The 25,418-nt window shown below is 73.0% G+C and carries 24 protein-coding genes; 10 read left to right on the top strand and 14 right to left on the bottom strand.

What is annotated here, in order from left to right; genetic code table 11:
• Nucleotides 1–5: 5 nt before the first annotated feature.
• Nucleotides 6–1,163: a serine hydrolase domain-containing protein gene (locus tag R8Z57_RS12245; protein WP_318354044.1), complete on the bottom strand. Its 1,158-nt coding sequence runs from the start codon at nucleotides 1,161–1,163 to the stop codon at nucleotides 6–8.
• Between the two features lie 139 nt (nucleotides 1,164–1,302).
• On the opposite strand from R8Z57_RS12245, the gene R8Z57_RS12250 reads away from it, so the two are divergent.
• The 3 genes from R8Z57_RS12250 to R8Z57_RS12260 are packed head-to-tail and all read left to right on the top strand — an operon-like array spanning nucleotide 1,303 to nucleotide 3,703.
• Nucleotides 1,303–2,502, top strand: a complete 1,200-nt coding sequence (locus R8Z57_RS12250) for an alcohol dehydrogenase catalytic domain-containing protein (RefSeq protein WP_318354045.1) — start codon at nucleotides 1,303–1,305, stop codon at nucleotides 2,500–2,502.
• Nucleotides 2,499–3,248, top strand: coding sequence for an SDR family oxidoreductase (locus tag R8Z57_RS12255; RefSeq protein WP_318354046.1), 750 nt, complete (start codon nucleotides 2,499–2,501; stop codon nucleotides 3,246–3,248). The genes R8Z57_RS12250 and R8Z57_RS12255 overlap by 4 nt, the downstream gene beginning before the upstream one ends.
• On the top strand, nucleotides 3,245–3,703 hold the full coding sequence (locus R8Z57_RS12260; RefSeq protein WP_318354047.1) for a MaoC family dehydratase: 459 nt from the start codon (nucleotides 3,245–3,247) through the stop codon (nucleotides 3,701–3,703). The genes R8Z57_RS12255 and R8Z57_RS12260 overlap by 4 nt, the downstream gene beginning before the upstream one ends.
• Here R8Z57_RS12260 and aztD read toward each other — a convergent pair.
• From aztD to aztB, 4 genes are all read right to left on the bottom strand, one after another.
• Nucleotides 3,607–4,905: a zinc metallochaperone AztD gene (gene aztD, locus R8Z57_RS12265; protein WP_318354048.1), complete on the bottom strand. Its 1,299-nt coding sequence runs from the start codon at nucleotides 4,903–4,905 to the stop codon at nucleotides 3,607–3,609. The genes R8Z57_RS12260 and aztD overlap by 97 nt on opposite strands.
• Nucleotides 4,906–4,934: 29 nt before the next feature.
• Nucleotides 4,935–5,858 (bottom strand): zinc ABC transporter substrate-binding protein AztC, encoded by a 924-nt coding sequence (gene aztC, locus R8Z57_RS12270; RefSeq protein WP_318354049.1) that lies wholly within the window; start codon nucleotides 5,856–5,858, stop codon nucleotides 4,935–4,937.
• Nucleotides 5,855–7,093 (bottom strand): ABC transporter, encoded by a 1,239-nt coding sequence (locus R8Z57_RS12275; RefSeq protein ID WP_318354050.1) that lies wholly within the window; start codon nucleotides 7,091–7,093, stop codon nucleotides 5,855–5,857. Before R8Z57_RS12275 ends, aztC begins: the two co-directional genes overlap by 4 nt.
• 61 nt (nucleotides 7,094–7,154) lie before the next feature.
• Entirely contained in the window at nucleotides 7,155–8,012 is an 858-nt protein-coding gene (gene aztB, locus R8Z57_RS12280) for a zinc ABC transporter permease AztB (protein WP_318354051.1), read from the bottom strand.
• Nucleotides 8,013–8,068: 56 nt separating this feature from the next.
• Here aztB and aztA point away from each other — a divergent pair, with 56 nt between their 5' ends.
• Together aztA and R8Z57_RS12290 are read left to right on the top strand one after the other, a co-directional pair.
• Nucleotides 8,069–8,728, top strand: a complete 660-nt coding sequence (gene aztA / locus R8Z57_RS12285) for a zinc ABC transporter ATP-binding protein AztA (protein WP_318354052.1) — start codon at nucleotides 8,069–8,071, stop codon at nucleotides 8,726–8,728.
• A 118-nt stretch (nucleotides 8,729–8,846) separates the two neighbouring features.
• Nucleotides 8,847–10,022, top strand: a complete 1,176-nt coding sequence (locus R8Z57_RS12290; RefSeq protein ID WP_318354053.1) for a zinc-dependent alcohol dehydrogenase — start codon at nucleotides 8,847–8,849, stop codon at nucleotides 10,020–10,022.
• Between the two features lie 49 nt (nucleotides 10,023–10,071).
• Here the strand turns inward: R8Z57_RS12290 and R8Z57_RS12295 are convergent, their stop codons facing one another.
• The 4 genes from R8Z57_RS12295 to R8Z57_RS12310 form a co-directional block, all read right to left on the bottom strand.
• On the bottom strand, nucleotides 10,072–10,242 hold the full coding sequence (locus R8Z57_RS12295; protein ID WP_318354054.1) for a hypothetical protein: 171 nt from the start codon (nucleotides 10,240–10,242) through the stop codon (nucleotides 10,072–10,074).
• A 29-nt stretch (nucleotides 10,243–10,271) separates the two neighbouring features.
• Nucleotides 10,272–11,030: an MBL fold metallo-hydrolase gene (locus R8Z57_RS12300; protein WP_318354055.1), complete on the bottom strand. Its 759-nt coding sequence runs from the start codon at nucleotides 11,028–11,030 to the stop codon at nucleotides 10,272–10,274.
• Between the two features lie 130 nt (nucleotides 11,031–11,160).
• Entirely contained in the window at nucleotides 11,161–12,375 is a 1,215-nt protein-coding gene (locus tag R8Z57_RS12305) for an acetyl-CoA C-acetyltransferase (protein WP_318354056.1), read from the bottom strand.
• A gap of 29 nt (nucleotides 12,376–12,404) precedes the next feature.
• Complete coding sequence (locus tag R8Z57_RS12310) at nucleotides 12,405–13,676, bottom strand: acyl-CoA dehydrogenase family protein (protein WP_318354057.1); 1,272 nt, start codon at nucleotides 13,674–13,676, stop codon at nucleotides 12,405–12,407.
• 106 nt (nucleotides 13,677–13,782) lie between these two features.
• On the opposite strand from R8Z57_RS12310, the gene R8Z57_RS12315 reads away from it, so the two are divergent.
• The 5 genes from R8Z57_RS12315 (at nucleotide 13,783) to R8Z57_RS12335 (ending at nucleotide 18,907) form a co-directional block, all read left to right on the top strand.
• Entirely contained in the window at nucleotides 13,783–14,445 is a 663-nt protein-coding gene (locus R8Z57_RS12315; protein WP_318354058.1) for a QsdR family transcriptional regulator, read from the top strand.
• Nucleotides 14,442–14,873 carry a thioesterase family protein gene (locus tag R8Z57_RS12320; RefSeq protein ID WP_318354059.1) on the top strand — a complete coding sequence of 144 codons (432 nt, stop codon included), beginning with the start codon at nucleotides 14,442–14,444 and terminating at the stop codon, nucleotides 14,871–14,873. Before R8Z57_RS12315 ends, R8Z57_RS12320 begins: the two co-directional genes overlap by 4 nt.
• A 113-nt stretch (nucleotides 14,874–14,986) precedes the next feature.
• The gene (locus R8Z57_RS12325) at nucleotides 14,987–16,042 is read left to right on the top strand and encodes a phosphotransferase family protein (RefSeq protein WP_318354060.1); all 1,056 of its coding nucleotides are present in this window, start codon (nucleotides 14,987–14,989) and stop codon (nucleotides 16,040–16,042) included.
• Between the two features lies 1 nt (nucleotide 16,043).
• Complete coding sequence (locus R8Z57_RS12330) at nucleotides 16,044–17,273, top strand: acyl-CoA dehydrogenase family protein (protein ID WP_318354061.1); 1,230 nt, start codon at nucleotides 16,044–16,046, stop codon at nucleotides 17,271–17,273.
• A 53-nt stretch (nucleotides 17,274–17,326) separates the two neighbouring features.
• Nucleotides 17,327–18,907: an AMP-binding protein gene (locus tag R8Z57_RS12335; RefSeq protein ID WP_318354062.1), complete on the top strand. Its 1,581-nt coding sequence runs from the start codon at nucleotides 17,327–17,329 to the stop codon at nucleotides 18,905–18,907.
• 820 nt (nucleotides 18,908–19,727) lie between these two features.
• Here the strand turns inward: R8Z57_RS12335 and R8Z57_RS12340 are convergent.
• Genes R8Z57_RS12340 through R8Z57_RS12360 form a run of 5 tightly spaced genes read right to left on the bottom strand, consistent with a single transcriptional unit; the run spans nucleotide 19,728 to nucleotide 25,270 of the window.
• Nucleotides 19,728–21,014 (bottom strand): ABC transporter substrate-binding protein, encoded by a 1,287-nt coding sequence (locus tag R8Z57_RS12340; RefSeq protein WP_318354063.1) that lies wholly within the window; start codon nucleotides 21,012–21,014, stop codon nucleotides 19,728–19,730.
• A gap of 47 nt (nucleotides 21,015–21,061) precedes the next feature.
• Complete coding sequence (locus R8Z57_RS12345) at nucleotides 21,062–22,327, bottom strand: branched-chain amino acid ABC transporter permease (protein ID WP_318354064.1); 1,266 nt, start codon at nucleotides 22,325–22,327, stop codon at nucleotides 21,062–21,064.
• Nucleotides 22,324–23,202: a branched-chain amino acid ABC transporter permease gene (locus R8Z57_RS12350; RefSeq protein ID WP_318354065.1), complete on the bottom strand. Its 879-nt coding sequence runs from the start codon at nucleotides 23,200–23,202 to the stop codon at nucleotides 22,324–22,326. Before R8Z57_RS12350 ends, R8Z57_RS12345 begins: the two co-directional genes overlap by 4 nt.
• Nucleotides 23,202–23,951, bottom strand: a complete 750-nt coding sequence (locus R8Z57_RS12355; protein ID WP_318354066.1) for an ABC transporter ATP-binding protein — start codon at nucleotides 23,949–23,951, stop codon at nucleotides 23,202–23,204. The genes R8Z57_RS12350 and R8Z57_RS12355 overlap by 1 nt, the downstream gene beginning before the upstream one ends.
• The gene (locus tag R8Z57_RS12360) at nucleotides 23,948–25,270 is read right to left on the bottom strand and encodes an ABC transporter ATP-binding protein (protein WP_318354067.1); all 1,323 of its coding nucleotides are present in this window, start codon (nucleotides 25,268–25,270) and stop codon (nucleotides 23,948–23,950) included. Before R8Z57_RS12360 ends, R8Z57_RS12355 begins: the two co-directional genes overlap by 4 nt.
• Nucleotides 25,271–25,418: the final 148 nt, after the last annotated feature.

The following is a 25,418-nucleotide window of genomic DNA, read 5'->3' on the forward strand; positions in this document are numbered from 1 at the left end:
CAGCCTCAGAGAGCGTCGTAGACGGCGCGCAGGTAGGTGCGGCCGCGCTCCGAGGCGAGGATGCCGTCCGACATGCGGTTCATCACGTACGCGAACGTCACCCCGCGATCGACGTCGGCCGTGACGAGCGATCCGCCCCACCCTCCCCAGAACGCCACGCGCCCCTCGGGGATGTACGAGGTGGAGAGCGGATGCCGCAGCCCCCACCCCAGCCCCCAGGTCAGAGGCAGGCCGAGCACGAGATCGATCCCGTCCACCGGGTCGGCGAAGATGCGCTCGACGCTGTCGGCTGACAGGAGCCGGAGCCCGTCCACTTCACCCCGGCCCGCGACGAGGGCATTGAGCCGCGCGACCGCGCGCGCGTTGCCCTGCCCGCCGGCGCCGCCGACGCCCGCGGCCCGCCAGGCCGGCGTCCAGGTGACCTCGGCGCCGAGCACCGGGCCCGTGAAGGTGCGCACGGCGGGCGAGTCAGGCGACAGCGCCGACAGGTCGAGCTGCGAGGGGGGTGGCGGCACGACCGGCGAGACCCGATGGTCCTGGGCGGCCGGCAGCCCCAGCCAGAAGTCCGCCCCGAGGGGCGCAGCGAGCTCGGCGGCGACGAACTCACCGAGGCTGCGGCCATCCACCGCGCGAACAAGGCCGTGAACCACGTGACCGTAGTCGAGAAGGTGATAGCCGGACGCCGTTCCGGCGGGCCACCAGGGCGCCTGAACCGCCAGCCGGTCGGTCGCGGCATCCACGTCCAGGATGTCGTCGGCGGTGACGGGCTGGTCCCAACCCGAGACGCCCGACGAGTGAGTCAACACGTGCCGCACGCGCACCTCCTCCTTGCCGTTCGCGGCGAACTCCGGCCAGTACGTCGCCACGGGCGCGTCGGGATCGACGAGGTCTCGGTCGATCAGCAGCAGGGCGGTGAGGGACGAGACGGTCTTGGAGAGCGACCACACGTTCGTGAGCGTGTCGCTCTCCCACGGCCGCGAGCGCGCGTCGTCGCTCCAGCCGCCCCAGACGTCGACGGCCGGCCGGCCGTCGACGAGCACGCACAGCGATCCGCCCAGCTCCTCGCCGCCGGCGAGGTTCTCGCGGAACAGCTCGACGAGCCCCGAGAACCGCGGCTCGGCGTCACCCTGGACGGACGCCGGGAATGCGTGGCTGCTGGACATCTTCGTCTCCTTCGGGCGGCTGCACGGCACCGTCGCCGCGCGTGGATGCAAACATACCGCGCGGTCGGTATGCTTGCCACACCGGTTTCGCGAGAAGCTGGTGGCGTGCCGCGCATGGGCATGACGACGAGGAGGTCGGATGAGGATCACGGCAGCAGTGCTCGAGGTGACGGGCGCCGAGGCTCCGTTCGCCCGCACGCATCCGTTCACCGTCGGCGACCTCGAGCTGGATCCGCCGGGGCCGGGCGAACTGCTCGTCCGCATCGAGGCCGCCGGCGTCTGCCACTCCGACCTCAGCGTCGTCGACGGCAACCGCGTCCGCCCCGTCCCCATGCTGCTGGGCCACGAGGCCGCGGGCATCGTCGAGCAGGTCGGCGACGGCGTCGACGACCTCGTCCCCGGCACGCGCGTCGTCATGACCTTCCTGCCGCGCTGCGGCGACTGCGATGGATGCCGCACCGACGGCCGGCTGCCGTGCACACCGGGTTCGGCGGCCAACGCCGCCGGCACGCTGCTCGGCGGCGGCATCCGTCTGCATCGCGAGCGCGACGGCGACGCCCAGGACGTCCATCACCACCTGGGCGTGTCGGCCTTCGCCACGCACGCGGTCGTCAACCGCGCGTCGGTCGTGCCGGTCGACCCCGACGTGCCGCCCGAGATCGCCGCGCTCCTCGGGTGCGCCGTGCTCACCGGTGGCGGTGCGGTGATCAACGCCGCCCGTCCTGCGCCACAGGATCGCGTGATCGTGGTGGGCCTCGGCGGCGTGGGCATGGCGGCGCTGCTGGTGGCCGTGGCGCTCGGGCACGAGGTGATCGGCGTCGACACCGTGCCAGCGAAGCTGGAGCACGCGCTCGCGTGCGGCGCGATCGACGCCGTGACCCCCGCCCATGCCGTGGACCACGGCATCCACGCTCCCGTCGTCATCGAGGCGGCCGGCGCGGCGCGCGCCTTCGAGACGGCTCTCGCCGTCACCGCGCCGGGCGGCACCACCGTGACCGTGGGCCTGCCTGCCCCCGACGCCCGGGCGAGTGTCTCGCCGCTCGTTCTCACCGCCGAGGCCCGCACCATCATCGGCAGCTACCTCGGGTCGGCCGTGCCCAGCCGTGACATCCCCCGCTACGTCGAGCTGTGGCGTGCCGGGCGGCTGCCGCTCGAGCGCCTGGTGTCGTCGCGCATCCGCCTCGACGACCTCGACGCCGCCATGGACCGGTTGGCCGCGGGCGGCGAGCTGCGCCAGCTGATCGTCTTCGATCCCGGCTCCCCCACCGAACCCGACTCCCCCACCGAACACGACTCGACCACCGAACCCGGCTCCACCATCGAAGGGACCCCCGCATGACCAGGACAGCCATCGTCACAGGCGCCGCGCGCGGCATCGGCGCCGCCACCGCGAAGCGTCTCGCCGCCGACGGGCACGCCGTCGCGGTGCTCGACCTCGACGAGGCGCAGTGCGCCGACACGGTGACGGCGATCGCGGATGCCGGCGGCCGGGCCCTCGCGGTCGGCGCGAACGTCGCCGACGCGGCGTCGGTCGAGCGTGCCGTCGCGCGCGTGGCCGAGGAGCTCGGTGCGCCCACGATCCTGGTCAACAACGCGGGGATCATCCGCGACAACCTGCTGTTCAAGATGACCGAGGACGACTGGGACGCCGTGCTTGCGGTGCACCTGCGCGGCGCGTTCCTGATGTCGCGCGCCGTGCAGGAGCACCAGGTCAAGGAGGGGTGGGGCCGGGTGGTGAACCTCTCCAGCACCTCGGCGCTCGGCAACCGCGGCCAGGCGAACTACGCCGCCGCCAAGGCCGGCATGCAGGGCTTCACCAAGACCCTCGCCATCGAGCTCGGCCGCTTCGGCGTCACCGCCAACGCGATCGCGCCCGGCTTCATCGTCACCGACATGACCCGCGCCACCGCCGAGCGCGTCGGCGTCTCGTTCGAGGACTTCATCGCCCACAATGCGGCCGAGATCCCGGTCGGCCGTGCCGGCACCCCCGACGACATCGCCGCCGCGGCCTCGTTCTTCAGCTCGGAGGAGGCCGGCTTCGTCTCCGGCCAGGTGCTCTACGTGGCGGGCGGGCCCCGCGCATGAGCATCGTCGCCGACTCCCCCGCCGCCCTGGCCGACGCGATCGGCAGCACTGCCACGGGCGACTGGTTCACCATCGATCAGCGGCGCATCCAGGCGTTCGCCGACGCCACCGAGGACTGGCAGTGGATCCACCTCGACGCCGAGCGCGCGGCATCCGGGCCCTTCGGCGCGACCATCGCCCACGGCTACCTGACCCTGTCGCTCCTCCCCCGCCTCACGCAGGGACTGCTCTCGGTCGAGGGCGCCGCGATGGTCGTGAACTACGGGCTCGACAAGGTGCGGTTCCTGCAGCCGGTCACCACGGGCTCCCGCGTCCGCGCGGTGACCGAGGTCACCAGCGCCGAATCCACCGCCCAGGGCTACCGCGTGGGCCTGCGCACCACCGTCGAACTCGACGGGTCGTCCCGGCCCGCGCTTGTGGCCGACACCGTCGCCCTGTTCGTGCCCGCCGACTGAGCGATCTCGTTGGGCGTGACGTCGAGCGTGGCCGACGAGACGATCTCGCCGGTGGTGAGGTCGACCGCGTGGATGGCGTTCGCCGCCGGTTCGGTCACGTAGGCGATGTCGCCGTCGACGAGGATCGCCGGGTGCGGGTCCTGCCACTCGACCGGGCTCTCCCAGGCCTCGACGACCGGGTAGGCGTCGGTGATCTCGCGGGTGGCGGGGTCGAACACGTGGATCGAGCCGTCGCTGGCGAGGATATAGGCGAGGTCCTCGGGGCCACGGGCGATGTCGCGGAACGTGTAGGAGACACCCTCGGGCAGGTCGACGACCTCGAGCGTGTGCGCCTCGGTGTCGATGACGGTGACCGCCTCGAGCAGGTAGCCCTCGGCGTCGGGGTCGCTCTTGTAGTCGCCGACGACCAGCGGGCTGGTCTCGCTCACGTACGCGTTGCCCATGCGGCCGTAGGGCTGGTCGGGAGCCTCGAGCTTCACGATCTCGCCGTCGTGGTAGAGCAGCGCGCCGTTCTCGCACCCGAAGACGACCGCCTCGTCGGCCGCCGTGCCCTCGCCGTGGACGCCCGGACAGGCATCGCTCGTGGCGACCTGGGCGCCGGAGGCGTCCTGCACCGAGATCCCGGTGCGGCCGTCGGCGTCGCCCACCGTGGTGAGGAAGGTGCCGTCCTCGAGCACGACCGAGACGCCGTGGTGCGCCTCGAGACCGGGGACCGTCTCGGTGTCGGGCAGCTCGCCGTCGCCGCCCGCCGTCGCGAGGGCGTCGGTGTCGAAGATCGTGGTGTCGCTCGTGCCGTCGGCGTAGAGGATGGTCTTGCCGCCGTGCCGCACGACGTGGCCCGGGGTGTCGGCTTCGAACACGAGGTCGGTGAGCTCCGGCTCGCCGGTGGTGCCGGCCGCGGTGTCGAGCACCTGGAAGCCCTCGCTCATCGTGACCATCACGTGGCGTCCGTCGCCGGCGGCGTTCAGCCGCGTGAACTCCTCGGCGTCGAGATCGGCGACCGTCTCGAGGGTCTCGCCGTCGAGGACGAGGATGCCGCCCTCGTACGCGACCGCGATCCGCGAGCCCGCCTTGACCGCCGCGGGCGTGGAGTCACCGGCGTCGGCCGGAGCCGCGACGGGGGTGGAGCAGGCCGCGAGGGTCGCGACCGCTCCGGCCGCGACGGCGATCAGGCCGGCGCGGCGCAGCATGTGTGTGCGCATGGGATGGATCCCTTTCGGGGTTGGGGGCCTCAGGACGAGAGCCCGGTGACGATGCGCTGCGTGTTCTCGCGCATCATGGTCAGGTAGTCGGGGGCGCCGCCCTGCTCGTCGGTCAGCGACTCGGTGTAGAGCTCGATCACCTCGACGTGCACGCCGGCCCCGTCAGCGAGCGCCCGCATCAGCCGATCGGGCGAGGACGACTCGGCGAAGACCGCGCCCACGCCGTTCTCGTCGATCGCGGTCACGAGGTCCGCCAGGTCGGAGGGGCTCGGCGCGGCCAGCGTGGTGCCGCCCGGGATCGCGGCACCGACGACGCGGAAGTCGTAGCGCTCGGCAAGGTAGCCGAACACGTGGTGGTTGGTCACGAGCGCGCGGCTCTCGGCCGGGATGCCCGCGAACGCCGTCGCCATCTCACCGTCGAGACGTTCGAGCTCGGCGAGGTACGCCTCGCTGCGCCGCTCGATCGCCGCGCCGTCCACGCCGTCGAGCGCCGAGAGCTCGGGCTGCAGCGCGTCGACGACGGCCATCATGCGCTGCGGATCCGTCCAGAAGTGGGGGTCGACGACCCCGGCGGCATCGCCCTCGTGGTACTCGAGCACGGCGACGGCGTCGCCCGCGACGAAGCCCGCGACCCCCTCCTCGGCGGCGGCGTCGAGGTGCTGCTGCAGCCCCTCTTCGAGACCGAGCCCGTTGGAGACCAGCAGATCGGCCACACGTAGGCGTGCCGCCTCCCGCGCCGAGATCTCGAACGAGTGCGGGTCGGCGCCGGGCCGGATGAGCGTCAGCACCTCGGCCTCCTCCCCCACGACCTCTGCGACGACGTCGCCGAGGATGTTCGTCGACACCACGACGAGCGGACGGTCGTCGGCCGTGGGCGCGCACCCGGTGAGGACGGATGCCGCGACCACCGCCGCGAGCGCGCCGGCGAGCGCTCGCGCGCCGAGCCGGGTCATCGGCCCGTCTCCGCGAGGAAGGCCGGCTCGGCCGGCGCGTCGAAGGTGCGGGCGATGCGGGCGCCGTCGGCGTAGTCGATCTCGTACAGCCGGCGCTCGGCCGGGGCATTGAGGTAGGCGCGATGCTGGTCGGCGATGAGGGCCGGGGCCGCGGCATCCGTCACCGTCGGATCTGCCACGAGCGGCTCGGTCTGCGCGACCAGCGCGCCGGTGGTGCCGTCGATCACGAGCACGCGCCCGTCGGCGGCGAGCGCGAGCACGTGCGCGGCCTCGTCGTCGACCGCGGTCGCCTGCACGATCGGGCGGTCGACGGGCAGCAGCGTCCACGCGCGCTCGCGGGTATCGAGCAGCCAGATGCCCTGCGCACCGGCGACGGCCGCCACGGTCGGGCGACCGTCACGCCCGGCGAACGCCGTCGCGCTCGGTGCCGCGACGCCCTCCGGGTAGGGGATGCGCTCGAGCTCGACCGCGCCGTCCGCGAGCGTGGCCAGCAGCGCGCCGTCGGCACAGCCGATGACCGCGCCCACGCGCGTCGTGATGGTGCCCCGCGCGTCGGCGCACTCGGCCGAGACGCCGGGCACCGGCATCCCGTCCTCCTCGCGGACGATGACGGATGCCGCCACCCCCTGTCGCGGCTCGGTCGTGAGCGCGAACGAGCCGAGCGGCACGACGAGCCCCTCGTGCGGCGCGGTCTGGATGCGGAAGCGCTCGACGATGTCGCCCTTCGACAGCGCCTCGGTGTCGAGCAGCACGGCCTCGCCGCTGCCGGCGAGGAACACACCGGTGCCGCCGGTGGTCGACGACATCGTCGTCGCCACCGTGGCAGGACCGCGCCCGGCGACCTCGCCGAGGAGCGCCGGCTCGGCCAGGTAGTAGTGGAAGTGGTCGACGTGGTCCCACGTCCAGCGGCCGCTGTCGACGATCGCGACGCCGTCGCCGCTGTCGGCGAAGACGTACCGGCCGTCGGTCGTCGCGTTCGTCGGCGCCGGCACCGCGCCCAGCTCGGCCACGCTCTCGTCCAGCAGATCGAGCTGGTGCACGGCGCCCGCGGGATCGACGGTGACCAGCGCGAGCGGGGGTTCGCTCAGCTCTCGCGCGCCCGCGATGTCGCCGTGACCGCCGGGTGCGGTGGATTCCTCCGGCGCGGCGGCCGGCGATGTGGGGGCGGCGCACCCGGTGAGGGTGAGCGCCGTCGCCGCGAGCAGGACGGTGAGCAGGCGGGAGCGGTGGAGCACGGATTCCTTCAATCCTCGGGCGGGCGGCGTGGTGCCGCGCGAGATGGGCAGGCGTGGCGAGTCAGGCACGGGCGACCGCCGAGCCGGAGCGGGTGCGGGCGGTGCGCGCGGTCAGTGCGACGCGGGCGAGCCACGACGCCCCCGCGGCCGCGACGGCGGTCAGGGCGATGGAGGCGCCGGCGGCGGTGCCGGCATGCCACGAGAGCACGAGTCCGATCGCGACCGAGGCCACACCGAAGACTGAGGCCAGCGCCATCGTGGACGGCAGTCGCGACGTCCAGCGCGAGGCCGCGACCGCGGGCGCGATGAGCAGCCCCACCACGAGGAGCGACCCCACGGCTCGATAGGAAGCGACGACCGTGAGGGTCACGAGCCCGACGAGCACGGCCTGCGCCAGCCGCGGACCGAGGCCGAGGACGGCGGCCACCCGGGCGTCCAGCGCCAGCGCCACGAGCGGCCGGTGGGCGGCTGCCGCGACGGCCAGCCCGATCCCGGTCGCCCAGCCGAGGAGCACCAGGTCGGCTGCCGAGACGGCGAGGATGTCGCCGAACAGGATGGCCGTGGCATCCGTCGCGAAACTGCCCGAATGCGAGATGACGATGACGCCCGCGGCCAGCATGGCGACGAACAGCAGGCCGATGCTGATGTCGTACGAGAGGCGCGCGCGCCGCTGCAGCGCCCCGATGCCGAGGCTCATGACCGTGGCGCTGATGCCCGCGCCGAGCAGCACCGGCAGGCCGAGCACGGTGGCCAGGGCGACGCCCGGGAGCATGCCGTGGCCGAGCGCCTCGCCGAGGAAGGCCATGCCGCGGGCGACCACCCACGTGCCGACGACGCCGCACAGCACCGCGACCAGTGCACCGCCGATGAGGGCGCGCTGCACGAACTCGAGGGCGAAGGGCTCGGTCAGGAAAGTCACGAGGCACGACCGTAGCGTTAATGAGAACCATTCTCAAGATCGTTTAGACTGGCGCAGTGACGCCCGCTCTTCCCCCTCCTGCCCGATTGGCCCTGCGCGCGATCCGCGTCGACTTCGGCGGAGCGGAGGTGCTGCGCGGGATCGACGCCGACGTCGCGCCCGCCTCGCTCACGGTGATCGCCGGACCCAACGGCGCGGGCAAATCGACCCTCCTCGAGGTCATGGCCGGCACGCTCACGCCCTCCGCCGGACGCGTCGAGGTCGCCGGCGCCACCCGCGCGTTCGTGCCGCAGCGCAGCGCGGTCACCGAGCATCTCCCCGTCACCGTGCGCGACGTCGTCACCGTCGGCGCGTGGGGCCGCATCGGGCCCTGGCGCGCCCTGGGCCGGACGGCGCGGCGGGCCGTCGACGACGCCCTCGAGGCGGTCGACCTCGTCCACCTGCAGCGAGCGCGGTTCCACACGCTGTCGGGAGGGCAGCGCCAGCGGGCACTCCTCGCCCAGGGCCTGGCCCGCGGCGCCGATCTTCTGCTGCTCGACGAGCCCACGACCGCGCTGGACGCCGAGAGCGCCGGCCGCATCCTCGCCACGATGCGGACGGAGGCCGATCGCGGGGCGGCGGTGGTGTGCGTCAGCCACGACCGCGCGGTCATCGACGCCGCCGACGCGTTGATGGCGATCGACGACGGACGCTTGGTGGAGCCCGCGATGGCGTGAGGGGGCGTTAGTCGGGCCGGGGCGAATCATCAACCCCCTGATCGGACGCGTCGGCCCGCCGTACGGTGGCGGTTCATCGTGATCGACAGCCCGCGCGCGGGCGGACGGAGGACGACGAATGAAAGCTCTGACCTGGCAGGGACGACGGAACGTCACCGTGGAGGAGGTCGCGGATCCTCGGATCGAAGCACCCACCGACGCCATCGTGAAGATCACCTCGACGGCGATCTGCGGCTCGGACCTGCACCTCTACGAGCTGTTCGGGCCGTTCATCGACAGCGGTGACATCCTCGGCCACGAGCCGATGGGCGTCGTCGTGGAGGTGGGCGCCGACGTCACGCAGCTCGCGGTCGGCGATCGCGTCGTCATCCCCTTCAACATCGCGTGCGGGCATTGCTTCATGTGCCGCCGCGGCCTGCAGTCGCAGTGCGAGACGACCCAGGTGCGAGAGCAGGGCAGCGGCGCCGCGCTGTTCGGCTACACCAAGCTGTACGGCCAGGTGCCCGGCGGGCAGGCCGAGTATCTGCGGGTGCCGCTGGCGGACTACAACCACATCCGGGTCGGCGACGACCTCCCCGACGACCGCTACCTGTTCCTGAGCGACATCCTCCCGACCGCGTGGCAGGGGGTGGAGTACGCCGACGTGCCCGAGGGCGGGACGCTCGCCGTCATGGGCCTCGGACCCGTGGGCCAGTTCGCCGCCCGCGTGGGGGTGCACCGCGGCTACCGCGTGCTCGCCGTCGACCCGGTGCCCGAGCGGCGGGAGATGGCCGAGCGGCACGGCGCCCTCACCTACGACCTGACCGACGACATCGTCGAGCAGCTGCGTGACCTGACCGACGGCCGCGGCGCGGACTCGGTGGTCGACGCGGTGGGTCTGGAATCGCACGGCGACCCGGCGATCGGATTCGCGCAGAAGGCGGTGGGACTGCTTCCCGACGCGGTCGCGCGCCCGGTCATGCAGAAGGCGGGTGTGGATCGCCTTTCAGCGGTCTACGCGTCGATCGACGCCGTCCGTCGTGGCGGCACGGTCTCGCTGAGCGGCGTCTACGCCGGTGACGCCGACATCCTGCCGATGAAGACGATGTTCGACAAGCAGATAACTCTGCGCATGGGCCAGTGCAACGTCAAGCGCTGGGTCGACGGACTGCTCCCGCTCGTGGAAGACCCGTCCGATCCGCTCGGCGTGATGGACCTGGTCACGCACCACGTGCCGCTGGCCGAGGCGCCCCGGTTCTACGAGACGTTCCAGAAGAAGGAGGACGGCTGCATCAAGGTCGTGCTGCGCCCGTAGCCCCGCGCGCCGATCGGTTCCCGGTCGGCGGCCACCCGCGCTGGAGGGCTCACCCCGACGGCGGGCGGTGGTCGCCGCCGCGCCGGTGGTCGGCCAGTGTGGCACGCCACGTGGCACGACGGCGACGCGGACCGGCGCGGTGCACCGGGGGTGAGAACAGCGACGAGAGCGCCTCGCGCATCGCGGCCAACCAGTTCTGCGGCTTGAACGACAAGGACATTCGGGTCTCCTCGATCGATCTGTTCGGACTCATGCGACACCTGCGCGGCGCGCGTGGGCGACCGCGTCGCGCACGCCGCCCTCGTACGGCAGCCCGTGGCCGGGCAGCACGAGCGAGGCATCCGTCACCGCCAGCCGGTCGAGGCTGAGGAGGTTCATCTCGGCGTCGGCGGTCGCCGCGCGGGCGACCAGTCGGGGCCCCACCCGGCCGGTGTACGGGTCGAGGGTGACGAGGGCGTCACCGCTGAACAGCGCCCCCGACGCTTCGTGGAGGAATCCGCAATGGCCGTTGGTGTGGCCGGGCGACCAGATCGGAACCAGGCGGCCGGGCACCGGCATCGGCGTGCCGGGCTCGACCCCGTTCTTCGTCTTCGTGCCTTCCACCGTCAGCGCGCCGGCCGCGATCAGCGAGGTGAGCAGCGGCAGGTTCGCCGGATAGCGGAAGGGGTAGCGCCATCGCGGCGCCTGGTGGTCGTAGCGATAGGGATGCCGCGCGAGAACCGCGTCGGCGTGGTGGATGTGCGACGCCACACCGTGGTCATGACGCAGGCGGTCGCTCAGGCCGACGTGGTCGAAGTGCCCGTGGGTCAGGACGACGGCGGTGAGATCCGCCGGGGCCGCACCGAGCGACTGCAGGGCCTGCAGCAGGAGCCGCCACATGCCGGGGAGGCCGGCATCGATGAGTGTGAGACCGTCGGATGCCGCGAGCAGATAGCAGTTGACCCCCGCGCGCTGGATGCGCAGCACACCGTCGGCCACCGTCGTCACGCCCGGTCGTTCTCGCGCCATGCGCACACCCTGCGGCCTGGCAGCCCGACGGCGGACGGGGCTTGTCAGTTCCCCGGAGAAGGTGGTAGCGGGCCGTCGCTCGCCGGGCGAACGCCCGACGAGGCGCTCGCGGAGGCCGACGGCGCGGGTCTCACACGCGCTCGAGCACCATCGCCATCCCCTGGCCGCCGCCGACGCACATCGTCTCGAGGCCGTAGCGGCCGCCGGTCACGGCGAGGCCGTTGATCAGGGTCGAGGTGATGCGGGCGCCGGTCATGCCGAACGGGTGGCCGACCGCGATCGCGCCGCCGTGGACGTTGAGGCACTCCGGATCGACGCCCAGCTCGCGCGCCGACGGGATCACCTGCGCCGCGAAGGCCTCGTTGATCTCCACGAGGTCGATGTCGTCGATCGACAGCCCGGCGACTGCGAGGGCACGACGCGACGCCTCGACCGGCCCGAGCCCCATCACCTCGGGCGACAGGCCCGACACTCCCGTCGACACGATCCGGGCGAGCGGCTGGAGACCCAGCTCGTCGACCACGCGGTCCGACACCACGACGACCGCGGCGGCGCCGTCGTTGAGCGGGCAGCAGTTGCCCGCCGTCACCGTGCCGTCGGGCCGGAACACCGGGTCGAGCCCGGCGAGCGCTTCGACGGTGACGCCGGGGCGTGGTCCGTCGTCGGCTGCCACCACCGTGCCGTCGTCGAGGGTGACCGGCGTGATGTCGCCGGCCCAGAAGCCCGAGGCGATCGCCGCCTCGGCACGCTGCTGCGACCGTGCGGCGAAGGCATCCTGCTCCTCGCGTGACACGCCCCGCAGCTGCGCGACGTTCTCCGCCGTCTGTCCCATCGCGATGTAGGGGTCGGGCAGCGCGCCGTCGAGCCGGGGATCGGCCCAGACGCCTGCGCCCGCGGCGGAGCGGGCGGCGGTGCGCCCGACCGCGGCGGCGAACACCGGGTTGACGGCATCCGGAACATCCGACGCCCCCGCCCCATATCGCGACACCGCCTCGACGCCGGCCGAGACGAACACGTCGCCCTCGCCGGCCTTGATCGCGTGGAACGCCATGCGCGTCGTCTGCAGCGACGACGAGCAGTAGCGGTTGACGGTGGCGCCGGGCACGGCATCCCATCCGATCAGCACCGCCACGATGCGGGCGAGGTTGAACCCCTGCTCCCCCGCCGGCTGGCCCGTGCCCAACAGCAGGTCGTCGATCCGGCCGGGATCCAGCCCCGGCACCTTGTCGAGAGCGGCGCCGACCATGCGCGCCGCGAGATCGTCGGGTCGCACATCGACGAGCGACCCCTTGCGGGCGCGCCCGATCGGCGAGCGCGCGGTGGCGACGATGTAGGCCTCGGTCATGTTCGTTCCTTTCCGTCGGATGCCGCGGCTCAGACGAAGGCGGCGATGCCGGTGATCGCGCGGCCGACGATGAGCGAGTTCATGTCGTACGTGCCCTCGAAGGTGTAGACGGCCTCGGCGTCGGCGAAGTAGCGCGCGATGCCGTAGCCGGCGGGAATGCCGAGCTGCTCCTGGCCGCCGAGCTGCACGCCGTTGCCGCCGCAGATCTCACGGCAGAGAGCGACCGTCTCGCGCACCCGCGCGCTCACGAAGGCCTTCGCCATAGCGGAGTGGTGGTCCTTCTGCACGCCATCGTCCTGCAGCTGCGACACCCGCACGCACATGCCGATGCACGCGGTGATGTTCGCGAGGGCGTCGGCGAGCTTCTGCTGCACGAGCTGGAACGACGCGATCGGCTTGCCGAACTGCACGCGCGCCTTCGCGTACGCCACCGCGCATTCGTAGGCCCCGACGGCGACGCCGAGCGCCTGCCAGGCCACCTGCGCGCGCGTGAGGCGCAGCACCACCGCGAGATCGCGGAAGCCGTCGATGCGCTGCAGCCGGTCGCGCTCGGCGACCACGACGTCGGTCAGCACGATGTCGGCGTTCTCGACCGTGCGCAGCGATTGCTTGCGCTCGATCTTCGTCGCCTCGAAGCCCACCGACGGCGTGCGCACGAGGAAGCCCTTCACCTGATCGTCGGCGACGTCGCGGGCCCAGATCACGACGAGGTCGGCGAACGCGGCGTTGCCGATCCAGCGCTTGGCGCCGTTGAGAACCCACTCCGCCTCGCCGTCCGCGCCGATCCGGCGCTCTGCCGTCGTCTCGAGGCCCTTGGCCGTGTCGGAGCCGTGCCCCGGCTCGGTGAGTCCGAAGCACGCGATCTGCTCGCCGCGCGCCAGCACCGGCAGCCACTCGGCGCGCTGCTCGTCCGAGCCGCCGACCGCGATCGAGGTCATCGCAAGGCCGCTGTGCACGCCGATGAACGTGGCCGTCGAGGGATCGGCCCGTGAGATCTCCATCGCCACCCAGCCTCGGAAGAGGTTGCTGTTCTCGAACGTCTGCGTCTCGGGGAAGGCGTTGCCGTACATGCCGAGCTCCGCGATGCGGGGAACCAGGTGGCGAGGACTCTCGGCGCGGTCCCAATGGTCGTCGGCGAACGGGCGCACCTCGGTCGCGAGGAATTCGCGGATGTCGCGCAGCGCGCGCTGCTCGACATCGGTCAGCAGGTGCTGGAACTCGTAGAAGTCGGCGTCGAGCAGGTCCGCGGGCTCCGCGAGGGCGCGGGCGTCGGACAGCGGCTCGGTCGAGGTGAACGTCATCGTGTCTCCTTCGGTGTCGCTCCGAGTATGCATCACTTTGCAGAATGTTGCACAACACTCTCAGAAACGTTGCACCCGCGGACCGCCCGGCCGGTAGAGTGCCCACATGAACCCGACCGCACGCCCGACGGCGACAACCACGCCCGTGACCATCGCGAGCGTGGGAACGGATGCCGCGCCCTCGTGGCTGTCGGAACGCCTGGCGAGCGGTACCCACCCCGACGCGCAGCGCGCGTTCGAGGCGGCGCGTGCGACTCTCATCGCCGGACGCCGGATCGACATGACGGCGCTCGCTGCCGCACTCGGCGTGGATCGCACCTCGCTCTTCCGCTGGGTCGGCAATCGCGATGCGCTGCTCGGCGAGGTGCTGTGGTCGCTCGCGATCCCCACGCTGGTGCAGGCCGAGCACGCCAGCGCCGGACTAGAGGGCGGCGAGCGGGTCGCCGGCATCCTCACCCACTTCGTCGACGACCTCATCACCGCGGAGTACTTCCGCGGATTCCTCCGTCGCGAGCCCGCCCGCGCGCTTCGCCTGCTCACGACGAAGGAGAGCCCGATCCAGCGCCGGTACGTCGCCACGGCGGAGTGGCTGGTGCGGCGCGACCTCGGCGACGCACCCCTCGGCGGGGCGATCGCCCCGGCCGACCTCGCCTACATCCTGGTGCGGCTCTCGGAGTCGTTCACGTACGCCGACCTCATCTCGGGCGACACCCCCAGCGCCGAACGCGCCCGGGTCGCGTTCCGCCTGACGCTGCGGGTCGACGCATGACCGCGCCGGGGCCGTACCCCGTGCGCGAGCCGTTCGCCACGCGCTGGAACGACAACGACCAGTACGGACACCTCAACAACACCGTCTACTACGCCGCGATGGACACCGCGGTGAACGCCTTCATGATCCGAGAGGGCGGCCTCGAGCCGATCGGCGGGGCCGCGATCGCCCTCTGCGCCGCCTCGTCGTGCGAGTTCCGCGCCTCGGCGGGATTCCCCGAGCCGCTCGAGGTGGGCATCGGCATCGAACGGCTCGGCACGACGAGCATCAGCTGGGCCCTCGGCATCCTCCGTTCCGGCGAGGACGAACCGATCGCGACGGGCCGCTTCGTGCACGTGTTCGTGGATGCCGCGACCCGCCGCCCGACGCCGGTGCCGGCGTCCGTGCGCTCCGCGATCGAGACGCTCATCCTCCATCCCGGTCGTTGAGCGAGCGAAGCGAGACGAAACGCGCCGACTGCCAGCGGACACACTCCAACAAACCGACCATCCGGTATGCTGTCATCGGACACCCCGAAGCGGGGGTGCGAGAGGGGTCGAGGATGACCGGAGTTCCTGGACTGGATGTCGCGGGCCTGACCGCGTGGCTGCGCGAGACGCACCCCGACCTCGCGGACGACGGCCTCACCGCGACAGTCGTCGCCGGCGGCCGCAGCAACCTCACCTACGCGATCGAGGGCGCCCGCGTGCCGCTCATCCTCCGCCGTCCTCCGCTCGGGCACGTGCTGTCGAGCGCGCACGACATGCGCCGCGAGCACCGCGTGATCTCCGCGCTGGCCGACACCGCGGTGCCGGTCCCCCGCGCGATCGACGTCGTCGACGACAGCGGGGCCGGCCGCGTCACCGGCACCGTGTTCTTCGTCATGGAGCGCGCACCCGGGCACGTCCTCGCGCGACGCGACCAGAACGCCGCCTACGGCGCCGACGGACTGCGCCGGCTCAGCCTCGACCTCGCCCGTCACCTCGCCGCGCTCCACGCCGTCGACCCCGACGCCGTCGGCCTCGCGGATTTCGGACGGCCCGACGGATACCTCGACCGCCAGCTCACGACCTGGCGACGACAGCTGGATGCCTCGCGCTCGCGTGAGACGCCGCTGCTCGACGCGCTGCAGGCACGCCTCGGCGAGGGCGTTCCCCGCTCCGCCCGGTCGGGGATCGTCCACGGCGACTACCGGCTCGACAACGCGCTCGTGATCGGCGATGCCTCACCCCGCATCTCCGCGATCCTCGACTGGGAGATGGCCACGCTGGGCGACCCGCTCGTCGACCTCGGCATGTTCGGGCTGTACTGGGACATCGCCGAGCTGCCCGGCGGCGCCGGCGTCGTCCCGAGTGCCGTCGACCCGGCAGCGGGCTATCCCGGGTTCGACGAGCTCGCCGACACGTACGCCCAGGAGGCCGGCATCGCCGTGCCCGACCTCCGCTGGTACCGCGCCTTCGCGGCGTACAAGCTCGCCGTCATCCTCGAGGGCATCCACTTCCGCTACCAGGGCGGCGACACCGTCGGTGAGGGCTTCGACCGCATGGGCGGACTCGTCGCCCCACTCGCCGAGAACGGGCTGCAGACCCTCGGCGCCCGCACGCAGGAGGTGCACTGAAGTGGACTTCGCCCCTGACGCGGTGAGCCGCGATCACACTGACCGTGCCCGCGCCTTCCTGGAGGGGCGTGTGCTCCCCGCCGAGCCGGTGTTCGAAGAGCAGCTGGCGGCGACCCCTGACGAGTGGACCGTGCGTCCGGTCGTGCGGGAGCTGCAGACCGCGGCCCGCGCAGCAGGGCTGTGGAATCTGTTCCTCCCGGGTGCGCACGGCGGTGCACGCCCGGGTGTGCACGGCGGGGCCGGCCTGACGAACCTGCAGTACGCGCCGGTCGCCGAAGTCACCGGGTGGAGCCCGCGCCTGGCCCCCGCGGCGTTCAACTGCGCCGCCCCCGACACCGGCAACATGGAGGTGCTGAATGACTTCGGCACCCCGGCGCAGAAGGAGCGGTGGCTCGAGCCGCTGCTCGAAGCACGCATCCGCTCGGCGTTCTGCATGACCGAGCCCGACGTCGCCTCGTCCGACGCGACGAACATCGGCACGCGCATCAGGCGTGACGGCGACCACTACGTCATCACCGGCCGCAAGTGGTGGTCGACCGGCGCCATGAATCCCGACGCCGCCGTCTTCATCGTGATGGGGAAGACGGATCCGGATGCCGCGCGCCACCGTCAGCAGTCGATGATCCTGGTTCCGCGCGAGACGCCGGGAGTGCGCATCGTGCGACCGCTCACCGTCTTCGGCTACGACGACCGCGACCACGGCGGCCACGCCGAGGTCGCCTTCGAGGATGTGCGGGTGCCGGCGGAGAACCTCATCGCGGGCGAGGGCGACGGCTTCGCGATCGCGCAGGCCCGGCTGGGCCCCGGCCGCATCCACCACTGCATGCGCGCCCTCGGCATGGGCGAACGCGCCCTGTCGCTCATGGTCGAACGCGCGTCGGCGCGGCACGCCTTCGGCCGCACCCTCGCCGAGCAGGGCGTCGTGCGGGAGTGGATCGCCGAGGCGCGCATCCAGCTCGAGGCGCTGCGCCTGCTGGTGCTCAAGACGGCGTGGCTCATGGACACCGTCGGCAACAAGCACGCGATGACCGAGATCCAGGCGATCAAGATCGCCGTGCCCCGCGCCGTGCAGCAGATCGTCGACCGCGCCATCCAGCTCCACGGCGGCGCCGGCGTCTCGTCCGACACGCCGCTCGCGGAGCTCTACGCCGGCGTGCGGTCCCTGCGCATCGCCGACGGCCCCGACGAGGTGCACCTGGCAGGCCTCGGCCGCGCACAGTTGCGCGCCTGAAAGCGAGCGGATGCCGCGGCATCCGTCCCCATCCCATGTCGAAGGAGACAGCGATGACCCACCAGCCCGACGCCGCGATCGACGGCCCCGGCTTCGCGACCCTGTCGGTCGCGAGCATCCTCGCCGAGTCGGCGGTGCGTCATGCCGACCGCACGGCGTTCCATTTCGCGGGCACCACGACGACGTACCGGCAGCTGTGGGATCAGACGCGCGCGTACGCCGGCGCGCTGCGCGCGCGGGGCATCGGCCGCGGCGACCGCGTCGCGATGATCGTGCCCAACGTCCCCGACTTCGCGCGGGTGTACTACGCCGCACTGTCGCTCGGCGCCGTCGTCGTGCCGGTGCACCTGCTGCTGAAGGCGGACGAGATCGCCTACGTGCTGCGCGACTCGGGCGCCGACGTCGTGGTCGCCGCCGCTCCGCTGCTCGGCGAGGCCGCACCCGCGGCCGCGGCGGCGGGCGTGCCGCTCGTGACGGTGCTGCTGCCCGCCGACGCGGGCGTCGACCTGCCGCGGCTCGAGACGGAGGCCGCCGCGGCCGAGCCGATCGCGCGTCATGAGCCGGTCGGGCCGCTCGATGCCGCCACGATCCTCTACACCAGCGGCACCACCGGCACGCCCAAGGGCGCGGTCGGCTCGCACCTGTCGATCGTCGAGCAGGTGCACACGACCCTCATCGACGCGTTCGACCTCGGCCCTGACGACGTGGTCTTCGGCGGGCTGCCGCTGTTCCACACCTTCGGTCAGACCGCGGTGATGAACATCGCGCTGCGGGTCGGGGCATCCGTCATCCTCCTCCCGCGCTTCGACGCCGACGCGGCCCTCGCGCTCACCGCGTCGCTCGGTGCGACCGTGTTCACGGCCGTGCCCACGATGTACGTCGGCATGCTCGAGGCCGCTCGGCGCTCGCCCGCCCGACCGCCGCTGCGGTACGCAGTGTCGGGCGGAGCCGCCCTGCCGGTCGCCGTGCTCGAGGCGTTCGAAGACGCGTTCGGCGCCGACGTGCACGAGGGCTACGGGCTCACCGAGACGGCGCCGACGGTGTCGTCGAACCCGCTCCGCGAGCCGATCCGTCCCGGCACGGTCGGGCGCGCGCTGTGGGGCGTGGACGTCGCCATCGCCGATCCCGACGTCGAGGACGCGGTCGCACTGCTCGACGCGCCCGAGGCCGTCGGCGAGGTCGTGGTGCGCGGCCACAATCTGTTCAAGGGCTACCTCGGGCGCGCGGATGCCTCGGCCGCCGCGGTCGTCGACGGCTGGTTCCGCACCGGCGACCTCGGAACGCACACCGACGGCGTGCTCACCATCGTCGACCGCAAGAAGGACATGATCGTGCGCTCGGGGTACAACGTGTACCCGACCGAGGTGGAGGCGGTGCTCGCGCGGCACCCGGGCATCGCCGTGGCCGCCGTGTTCGGCGTCGCCGACGACGTGCGAGGCCAGGAGGTGCACGCCGCCGTCGTCGCTCATGACGGCGTCTCGCTCGAGCCCGAGGAGGTGGTGGCGTTCGCCCGCGAGCGGATCGCCGCGTACAAGTACCCGCGCGTCGTGCACGTCGTGCCCGCGCTCCCGCTGGGCCCGAGCGGCAAGGTGCTCAAGCGCGAGCTCGTCGCGCAGCACACTCCGGTCGCCTAAGCGGGTTGGGCCGCCGCCTCGGCCAACGGGCACCCGCGGGCGGCACGGCTGGCGGTGCCTCCGGCATCCCACCCCTCCACAACAGGTCAACCGGGCCTCCACAGGAGAGATCCACCGATTCCGTCCTGTACAAGCCCGGTTCACCTGCGGAGCGAACGACGCGACGGATGCCGGCGGCCAAGGCCGCGCCCACCTCCGGCCGGGCACACCCCGACCTGCGGCGCCGGACAGCCCCCGGCATCCCACCCCTCCACAACAGGTCAACCGGGCCTCCACAGGAGAGATCCACCGATTCCGTCCTGTACAAGCCCGGTTCACCTGCGGAGCGAACGACGCGACGGATGCCGGCGGCCAAGGCCGCGCCCACCTCCGGCCGGGCACACCCCGACCTGCGGTGCCGGACAGCCCCCGGCATCCCACCCCTCCACAACAGGTCAACCGGGCCTCCACAGGAGAGATCCGCCAATTCCGTCCTGTAGAAGCCCGGTTCACCTGTGGAGCGGACGGCGCGACGGATGCCGGCGGCCAGGGCCGCACGCACCCCCGGCCGGGCACACCCCGACTGCGCCGCCGTGGCCGACGGGCACCTGCAGTCGGCACAGCTGGCGGCGCCCCCGGCATCCGCCCCTCCACAACAGGTCAACCGGGCCTCCACAGGAGAGATCCACCAATTCCGTCCTGTACAAGCCCCGTTCACCTGCGGAGCGGACGGCGCGACGCGAGGAAACGGCCCGGACCCGGCGAACCCCTGTCACGCCGAAGGCCCGGACCCTCGTGGGTCCGGACCTTCAGCGTGGGGGATCCGTCAGGAGCCGGGCGGTCAGGAGCCGGGGATGCCCTCACCCGACAGCGCGACCGGCGCGGGGTCGACGGCCGCCACCGAGCCGCCCTCGACGGCGTAGGTGGCGCCGAGGTAGTCCTGCACGCCCTGGTCGACGGCGGTGATGCCGACGCCGAGGTAGGCGGCGTGGCTGTCTTCGGCGAACGAGAGCGGAAGGATGCCGTTGCCGCCGAGGTCGCCGGACTGCACGGCCTCGATGAGCGAGGCGCGCGTCGGGTTCTCGCCGGCGGCCTCGAGCGCTTCGGCGAACAGGTACGCGACGCTCATGCCGTAGACGGTGTTGCCGTCGAACACGGCGCCGTCGTTGTACTCGTCGTTGATCTCGCGGAACAGCGACACCCACTCCGAGTCGCCGCCCGACGCGGGCAGGTAGTTGGTACCGATGAGGCCCTGCAGCAGCTTGGGCCCGACCTCCTCGCCGAGGTAGCCGACGAGCGTCTCGTAGTTGGCCCCCGACGACGACGAGAACCACGTCGGGAACCATCCGAGCTGGGCCGCCGTGCCGATCGCGAGCGCGGTGAACCCGTTGATCGTGCCGAGGATGTTGATCTCGCAGCCGGCCGCCTTCATCGCGCCGATCTGCGCCGAGACGTCCTGGTTCGACACCGAGTACCGCTCGACGGCCGCGAGCCCGTCGGCGCCGAGCGCGAGCTCGGCCCCCTCGATCATCTCGTCGCCGAAGTCGTCGTCCTGCCCGAGCAGGCACACGACCTTGTCGGGATACTCGTCGGCCGCGTACTGGGCCAGCGCCGCGCCCTCCACGACGTAGTCGGCGTTGAATCCGAACGTGTACGGATACTTCTCGGGCTGGTTCCAGTTCGTCGAACCCGACGCAACGAACAGGTCGGGCACCTCGTTCTGGGTGAGGTAGTCGAGCACGGCGGTGTGCGTCGGCGTGCCGAGGCCGTTGACGATGGCGAAGACCTCGTCCTCCTGCACGAGCTCGCGCACGACGGTCTGCGTGGTGGCCGGGTTGTAGCCGTCGTCCTTGACAAGGTACTCGATCGACCGGCCGTGCACGCCGCCGTTGTCGTTGAGGTACTCGAAGTACGCCGTCGCGGCCGCCGAGATCGACGCGTAGCCGGCGGCGGCGGGCCCGGTGAGCGGCGTGTGCGTGCCAATCGTCACGGTGTCGTCGCTGATGCCCGGGACAGCTTCGTCGGCGCCGCCGGTGGCGGGGGGCGTGCTGCACCCCGCGAGAGCGACGAGGAGGGCGGATGCGCCGACCAACGCCGCGGCGCGGCGCGCGGTGGAGTGCTGTGACATGGTCACCTCTTTCTCTGTGGTGTGGATGGTGCGGAGGAGGGAAGCAATCACGGATGCCGCGGCCCGGGGCCGCCCGCGACCACGGCGGCATCCGGGGCCGCGTCGCGGGTCGCGCCCGGGGCCGCGTCGCGGGTCGTGCCCGGGGCGGCGCGGCCGCCGGCGGCCGGCGCGGTGTGGCCGGTCGAGTCGGGAGCGGCGGCGTGGCCCCCGGCGCCGGGCCCGCTGTGGCCGGTCGAGTCGGGAGCAGCCGCGGACCCCGGGTCGGCATCGGCCGGCTTCGGCGACCGCGCAGGCCGGCGGCGACGGCGGCGGAGGCTCGCGAGCCCGCCGGGCCACACGAGCATGACCACGATGAGCAGCGCCCCGAAGACGAGGATCGAGAGGTTGCCCGACAGACGCTGGGCGAGCTCGGCGGGAACCGGCAGCGCCGCCGTGAGTGTCGTGAGCAGCCACGGGAGCAGCACGATCAGCGCGGAGCCGATGGCCGCTCCGCCGATCGACCCCAGACCGCCCAGCACCACCGCCACGACGAGCAGCAGCGAGAACGCGAGCGTGTACGCGCCGGGGCTCACCGACTGCGTGGTGAAGCAGAGCACCGCTCCCCCGGCCCCGGCGGCGACCGAGCTGACCGTGAAGGCCGACACCTTCACCCGCCCCGCGCGCACGCCGTTCAACCGTGCGGCGGTGTCGTCGTCGCGCACGGCCCGCATGCGCAGGCCGAGCCGGCCGCGCGCGAGCGCGGCGAGCGCCGTCACGACGACGCCGGCGACCAGGATCGCCACCCATGCCTGCCACTGCTCCACCGCGATGAGGCGCTCGAGCAAGGGCGGCACGCCGTCATAGGCGATCTGCACGCCCTGGTCGCCGCGCAGGACGCCCGAGAACACGGCGGCGATGGCCGGCACTGCGATCACCAGGGCCAGCGTCACGCCCGCCAGGTACGGTCCGCGCAGCCGCGCGGCGGCGAGCCCGAGCAGCCAGCCGAGCGCGCCCGACACCACCACGGCGGCCAGCATGCCGGCGAGGAATCGCGGCAGGCCGGTGACTCCGGCATCCGTCATCGCATTCGCCGTGAGCGCATAGCCGTAGCCGCCCGCGGCCATGAGCGCCGCCTGTCCGAGCGACAGCTGACCGCTCTGCCCGATGAGGAGCGTGAGACCGGCGGCGGCGCAGAAGTACGCGGCGATCGTGGCGAGCTGGAAGTTGCGGTAGGGATCGAGCAGGAACGTGCCGCCGATCGCGAGCACGGTGAGGGCCGCGCCGAAGACGAGGGTGCGAGGGATGCCGCGGAGCGACGGAAGCAGCCGGGTCATGCGCTCCTCGCCTCCCGGAGCGAGAAGATCCCACCTGGTCGCACGAGCAGCACGCCCACCAGCAGCACCAGCACGCCGATGGGTGCGACGGTCGCACCGAGGTATCCGGTGACGAGGGTCATGGCGACGCCGACGACCAGTCCGCCGAGGAGGGCGCCGACCGGGGAGTCGAGCCCGCCCACGACCGCGACCGCGAAGGCGTAGACGAAGAGCATGTCGGTCGCGTGCGGGTTGAGGCCGAGCTCGGTGGGAACCAGGAGCATGGCGGCGAGCGCGGCGACGGCGGCCGACAGCATCCAGCCGACCGTCACCATGCGGTCCACTCGCACGCCCAACACGCGCGACACCTCCGGCGCGAAGGCCGACGCCCGCAGCTGCAGCCCGAGCGAGGTGCGGGTGAACAGCAGCGCCAGCGCGCCCATGACCACCAGGGCCACAGCCAGCACGAAGAGGTCGTAGGGCGACAGCAGCGGCACCCCGCCGACGATGATCGGACTGTCGTCGAACGGCGCCCGCATCGGCACGTACTGCGCGCCGAACAGGATGCCGAGCAGCGACTGCAGCACCATGACGAGCCCGATCGCGACGATCACCCCCGACAGCGGGCTCGAGTGCGGCGCGAAGCGCATGATCCCGCGTTCGACGCCCAGGCCGAGGGCGGCGCCGGCGATGAGCCCCGCGGCCAGGCCCGCCCAGTACGAGCCGGTGAGACCGGTCACGGCGAAGGCGGCGTATGTCGCCACGAGCGCCATCGCGCCCTGCGCGAAGTTCACGATGCGGGCCGCCCGCCAGATGAGGACGAGCGAGAGCGCGAACAGCGCGAAGATCGCGCCGCGCGCGAGGCCGGTGGCCAGGAGGAAGAGCAGTCGGTCCATCAGAATCCCAGGTAGGCGTGTCGGAGGGTCTCGTCGGCGGCGAGCGCAGCCGCGGGGGCATCGGCGACGACGCGCCCGAGGTCGAGCACCACCCCGCGGTCGGCGATCGAGAGGGCGCTCGTGACGTTCTGCTCGGCGAGCAGCACCGTCAGCCCGCGCTGGGCCGCGGCATCCCGCAGCGTCCCCATGAGCTGCGCCACGACCAGCGGTGCCAGCCCGAGCGAGGGCTCATCGAGCGCCAGCAGCACCGGGTCGGCGATGAGCGCGCGGCCGAGGGCGAGCATCTGCCGCTCGCCGCCCGAGAGCTGGTGCCCCGCGCTGGTGCGGCGCCGGGCGAGCGGCTCGAACAGCTCGTAGACGTCGGCGACCGCGCGCTCGCGCGCCGCGCCCCGGTGGCGCCAGAGTGCGCCGAGCCGCAGGTTCTCGTCGACCGTGAGCTCGGCCACGACGCTCTGCCCGTCGGGCACGAGGGCGAGGCCGCGGCGCGCGCGGTCTTCGGTGCGCAGGCCCGTGAGCGCGTCACCGTCGAGCGTGAGGGTTCCGGATGCCGCGGGCACGAGCCCTGCGAGCGCGCGCAGGAGGGTGGTCTTGCCGGCGCCGTTGGCCCCGAGGAGCGCCACGACCTCACCCGGCGCGAGGGCGAACCCGACGCCGTGGAGCACCGGCGCGCCACCGTAGCCGACGGTGAGGTCACGGATCTCGAGCGCGCCGCCGCGGACGCGGGCTGCGGTCGACGGGGCGGCGGTCATGCGCCGGCCTTCACGCCGAGGTAGGCCTCTTCGACCCGCGGGTCGACGCGCACCTCGTCGGGCGTGCCGCGGGCGATCACGCGGCCGAAGTCGAGCACGACGATGCGGTCGGCCAGGCTCATCACGAAGTCGACATGGTGCTCGACGAGGAGCACCGCGCAGCCGTCGGCCGCGACGCGGCGGACGACGTCGGCGAGCGCCGCGATGTCGTCGGCACCGAGGCCGCCGGCGGGCTCGTCGAGCAGCAGCAGGCGCGGTCCGGTGACGAGCGCACGGGCGAGGGCGACGCGCTTGCGGTCGGGGTACGACAGCGCCGACACCGGCCGCCCGGCGATTCCCTCGAGCTCGAGGTCGCGCAGCTGCGCCGCGACGCGCTCGTCGGCGTCGCGCAGGCCGGCGACGGGGAGCAGCACGTTCTCGCGCACGGTGAGGCCGGCGAAGAGCCCGAGCCCCTGCAGCGTGCGCGAGACGCCCCGCGCGACGAGACCCGAGGTCCGCCGTGGCGCGGGCTCGCCGTCGATGCGGATGCCGCCCTTGCGCCGCACGAGCCCGCAGACGGCGTTGAAGACCGTGGTCTTGCCCGCGCCGTTCGGCCCGATGAGGGCGACGACCTCGCCCGGCCGGACGTCGAACGACACCGCGTCGACGGCGGTGAGCCCGCCGAACGAGACGGTGAGGTCGACGACCTCGAGGCGGGGCGCGCGGCCGCTGTGCGCGGCGGCGGCGGGTTCGGCGGCGGCGGCGGCAGAGTCGAGCGCGGCAACGGGCGTGGCCGTCGGGCTCGGGGCGGCGGCAGAGTCGAGCGCGGCAACGGGCGTGGCTGTCGGGCTCGGGGCGGCGGCAGAGTCGAGCGCGGCAACGGGCGTGGCTGTCGGGCTCGGGGCGGCGGCAGAGTCGAGCGCGGCAACGGGCGTGGCCGTCGGGCTCGGGGCGGCGGCAGAGTCGAGCGCGGCGACGGGCGTGGCCGTCGGGCTCGGGGCGGCGGCAGAGTCGAGCGCGGCGAGGGGCGTAGCAGTCGGGCTCGGGGCGGCGACAGAGTCGAGCGCGGAGACGGGCGGGGCCGTCGGGCTCGGGGCGGCGACAGAGTCGAGCGCGGAGACGGGCGGGGCCGTCGGGCTCGGGGCGGCGGCAGAGTCGAGCGCGGCGAGGGGCGTGGCCGTCGGGCTCGGGGCGGCGGCAGAGTCGAGCGCGGAGACGGGCGTGGCCGCGGGGCTCGAGGCGGCGGCAGAGTCGAGCGCGGCGAGGGGCGTGGCCGTCGGGCTCGCGGCGGCGCTCGCACGTCCGTCGGACGACGGCGGCGGGGCTTGCTGGGGGGTCATCGGCACCTCTTCGTGTCGGGTGGGCCCACTGTATCGCAGAAACCGACCGGGCGGTATGTACTTGTTGCACGATCGTGATCCGACCCGCCGAGGCGCGCTGGGGCGACGCGCGCGCGCCACGAGATCGGAGATCTCCACCACGTCGGAG

It is taken from the genome of Microbacterium sp. M3 (assembly GCF_033548675.1).
Classification (GTDB): domain Bacteria; phylum Actinomycetota; class Actinomycetes; order Actinomycetales; family Microbacteriaceae; genus Microbacterium; species Microbacterium arthrosphaerae.

Bases quoted from the DNA above. Each gene is read 5' to 3' on its own strand.
- R8Z57_RS12245 (WP_318354044.1), bottom strand. From the start codon at position 1,163: ATGTCCAGCAGCCACGCATTCCCGGCGTCCGTCCAGGGTGACGCCGAG.
- R8Z57_RS12250 (WP_318354045.1), top strand. From the start codon at position 1,303: ATGAGGATCACGGCAGCAGTGCTCGAGGTGACGGGCGCCGAGGCTCCG.
- R8Z57_RS12255 (WP_318354046.1), top strand. From the start codon at position 2,499: ATGACCAGGACAGCCATCGTCACAGGCGCCGCGCGCGGCATCGGCGCC.
- R8Z57_RS12260 (WP_318354047.1), top strand. From the start codon at position 3,245: ATGAGCATCGTCGCCGACTCCCCCGCCGCCCTGGCCGACGCGATCGGC.
- aztD (WP_318354048.1), bottom strand. From the start codon at position 4,905: ATGCGCACACACATGCTGCGCCGCGCCGGCCTGATCGCCGTCGCGGCC.
- aztC (WP_318354049.1), bottom strand. From the start codon at position 5,858: ATGACCCGGCTCGGCGCGCGAGCGCTCGCCGGCGCGCTCGCGGCGGTG.
- R8Z57_RS12290 (WP_318354053.1), top strand. From the start codon at position 8,847: ATGAAAGCTCTGACCTGGCAGGGACGACGGAACGTCACCGTGGAGGAG.
- R8Z57_RS12295 (WP_318354054.1), bottom strand. From the start codon at position 10,242: ATGTCCTTGTCGTTCAAGCCGCAGAACTGGTTGGCCGCGATGCGCGAG.
- R8Z57_RS12300 (WP_318354055.1), bottom strand. From the start codon at position 11,030: ATGGCGCGAGAACGACCGGGCGTGACGACGGTGGCCGACGGTGTGCTG.
- R8Z57_RS12305 (WP_318354056.1), bottom strand. From the start codon at position 12,375: ATGACCGAGGCCTACATCGTCGCCACCGCGCGCTCGCCGATCGGGCGC.
- R8Z57_RS12310 (WP_318354057.1), bottom strand. From the start codon at position 13,676: ATGACGTTCACCTCGACCGAGCCGCTGTCCGACGCCCGCGCCCTCGCG.
- R8Z57_RS12315 (WP_318354058.1), top strand. From the start codon at position 13,783: ATGAACCCGACCGCACGCCCGACGGCGACAACCACGCCCGTGACCATC.
- R8Z57_RS12320 (WP_318354059.1), top strand. From the start codon at position 14,442: ATGACCGCGCCGGGGCCGTACCCCGTGCGCGAGCCGTTCGCCACGCGC.
- R8Z57_RS12325 (WP_318354060.1), top strand. From the start codon at position 14,987: ATGACCGGAGTTCCTGGACTGGATGTCGCGGGCCTGACCGCGTGGCTG.
- R8Z57_RS12335 (WP_318354062.1), top strand. From the start codon at position 17,327: ATGACCCACCAGCCCGACGCCGCGATCGACGGCCCCGGCTTCGCGACC.
- R8Z57_RS12340 (WP_318354063.1), bottom strand. From the start codon at position 21,014: ATGTCACAGCACTCCACCGCGCGCCGCGCCGCGGCGTTGGTCGGCGCA.
- R8Z57_RS12345 (WP_318354064.1), bottom strand. From the start codon at position 22,327: ATGACCCGGCTGCTTCCGTCGCTCCGCGGCATCCCTCGCACCCTCGTC.
- R8Z57_RS12350 (WP_318354065.1), bottom strand. From the start codon at position 23,202: ATGGACCGACTGCTCTTCCTCCTGGCCACCGGCCTCGCGCGCGGCGCG.
- R8Z57_RS12355 (WP_318354066.1), bottom strand. From the start codon at position 23,951: ATGACCGCCGCCCCGTCGACCGCAGCCCGCGTCCGCGGCGGCGCGCTC.
- R8Z57_RS12360 (WP_318354067.1), bottom strand. From the start codon at position 25,270: ATGACCCCCCAGCAAGCCCCGCCGCCGTCGTCCGACGGACGTGCGAGC.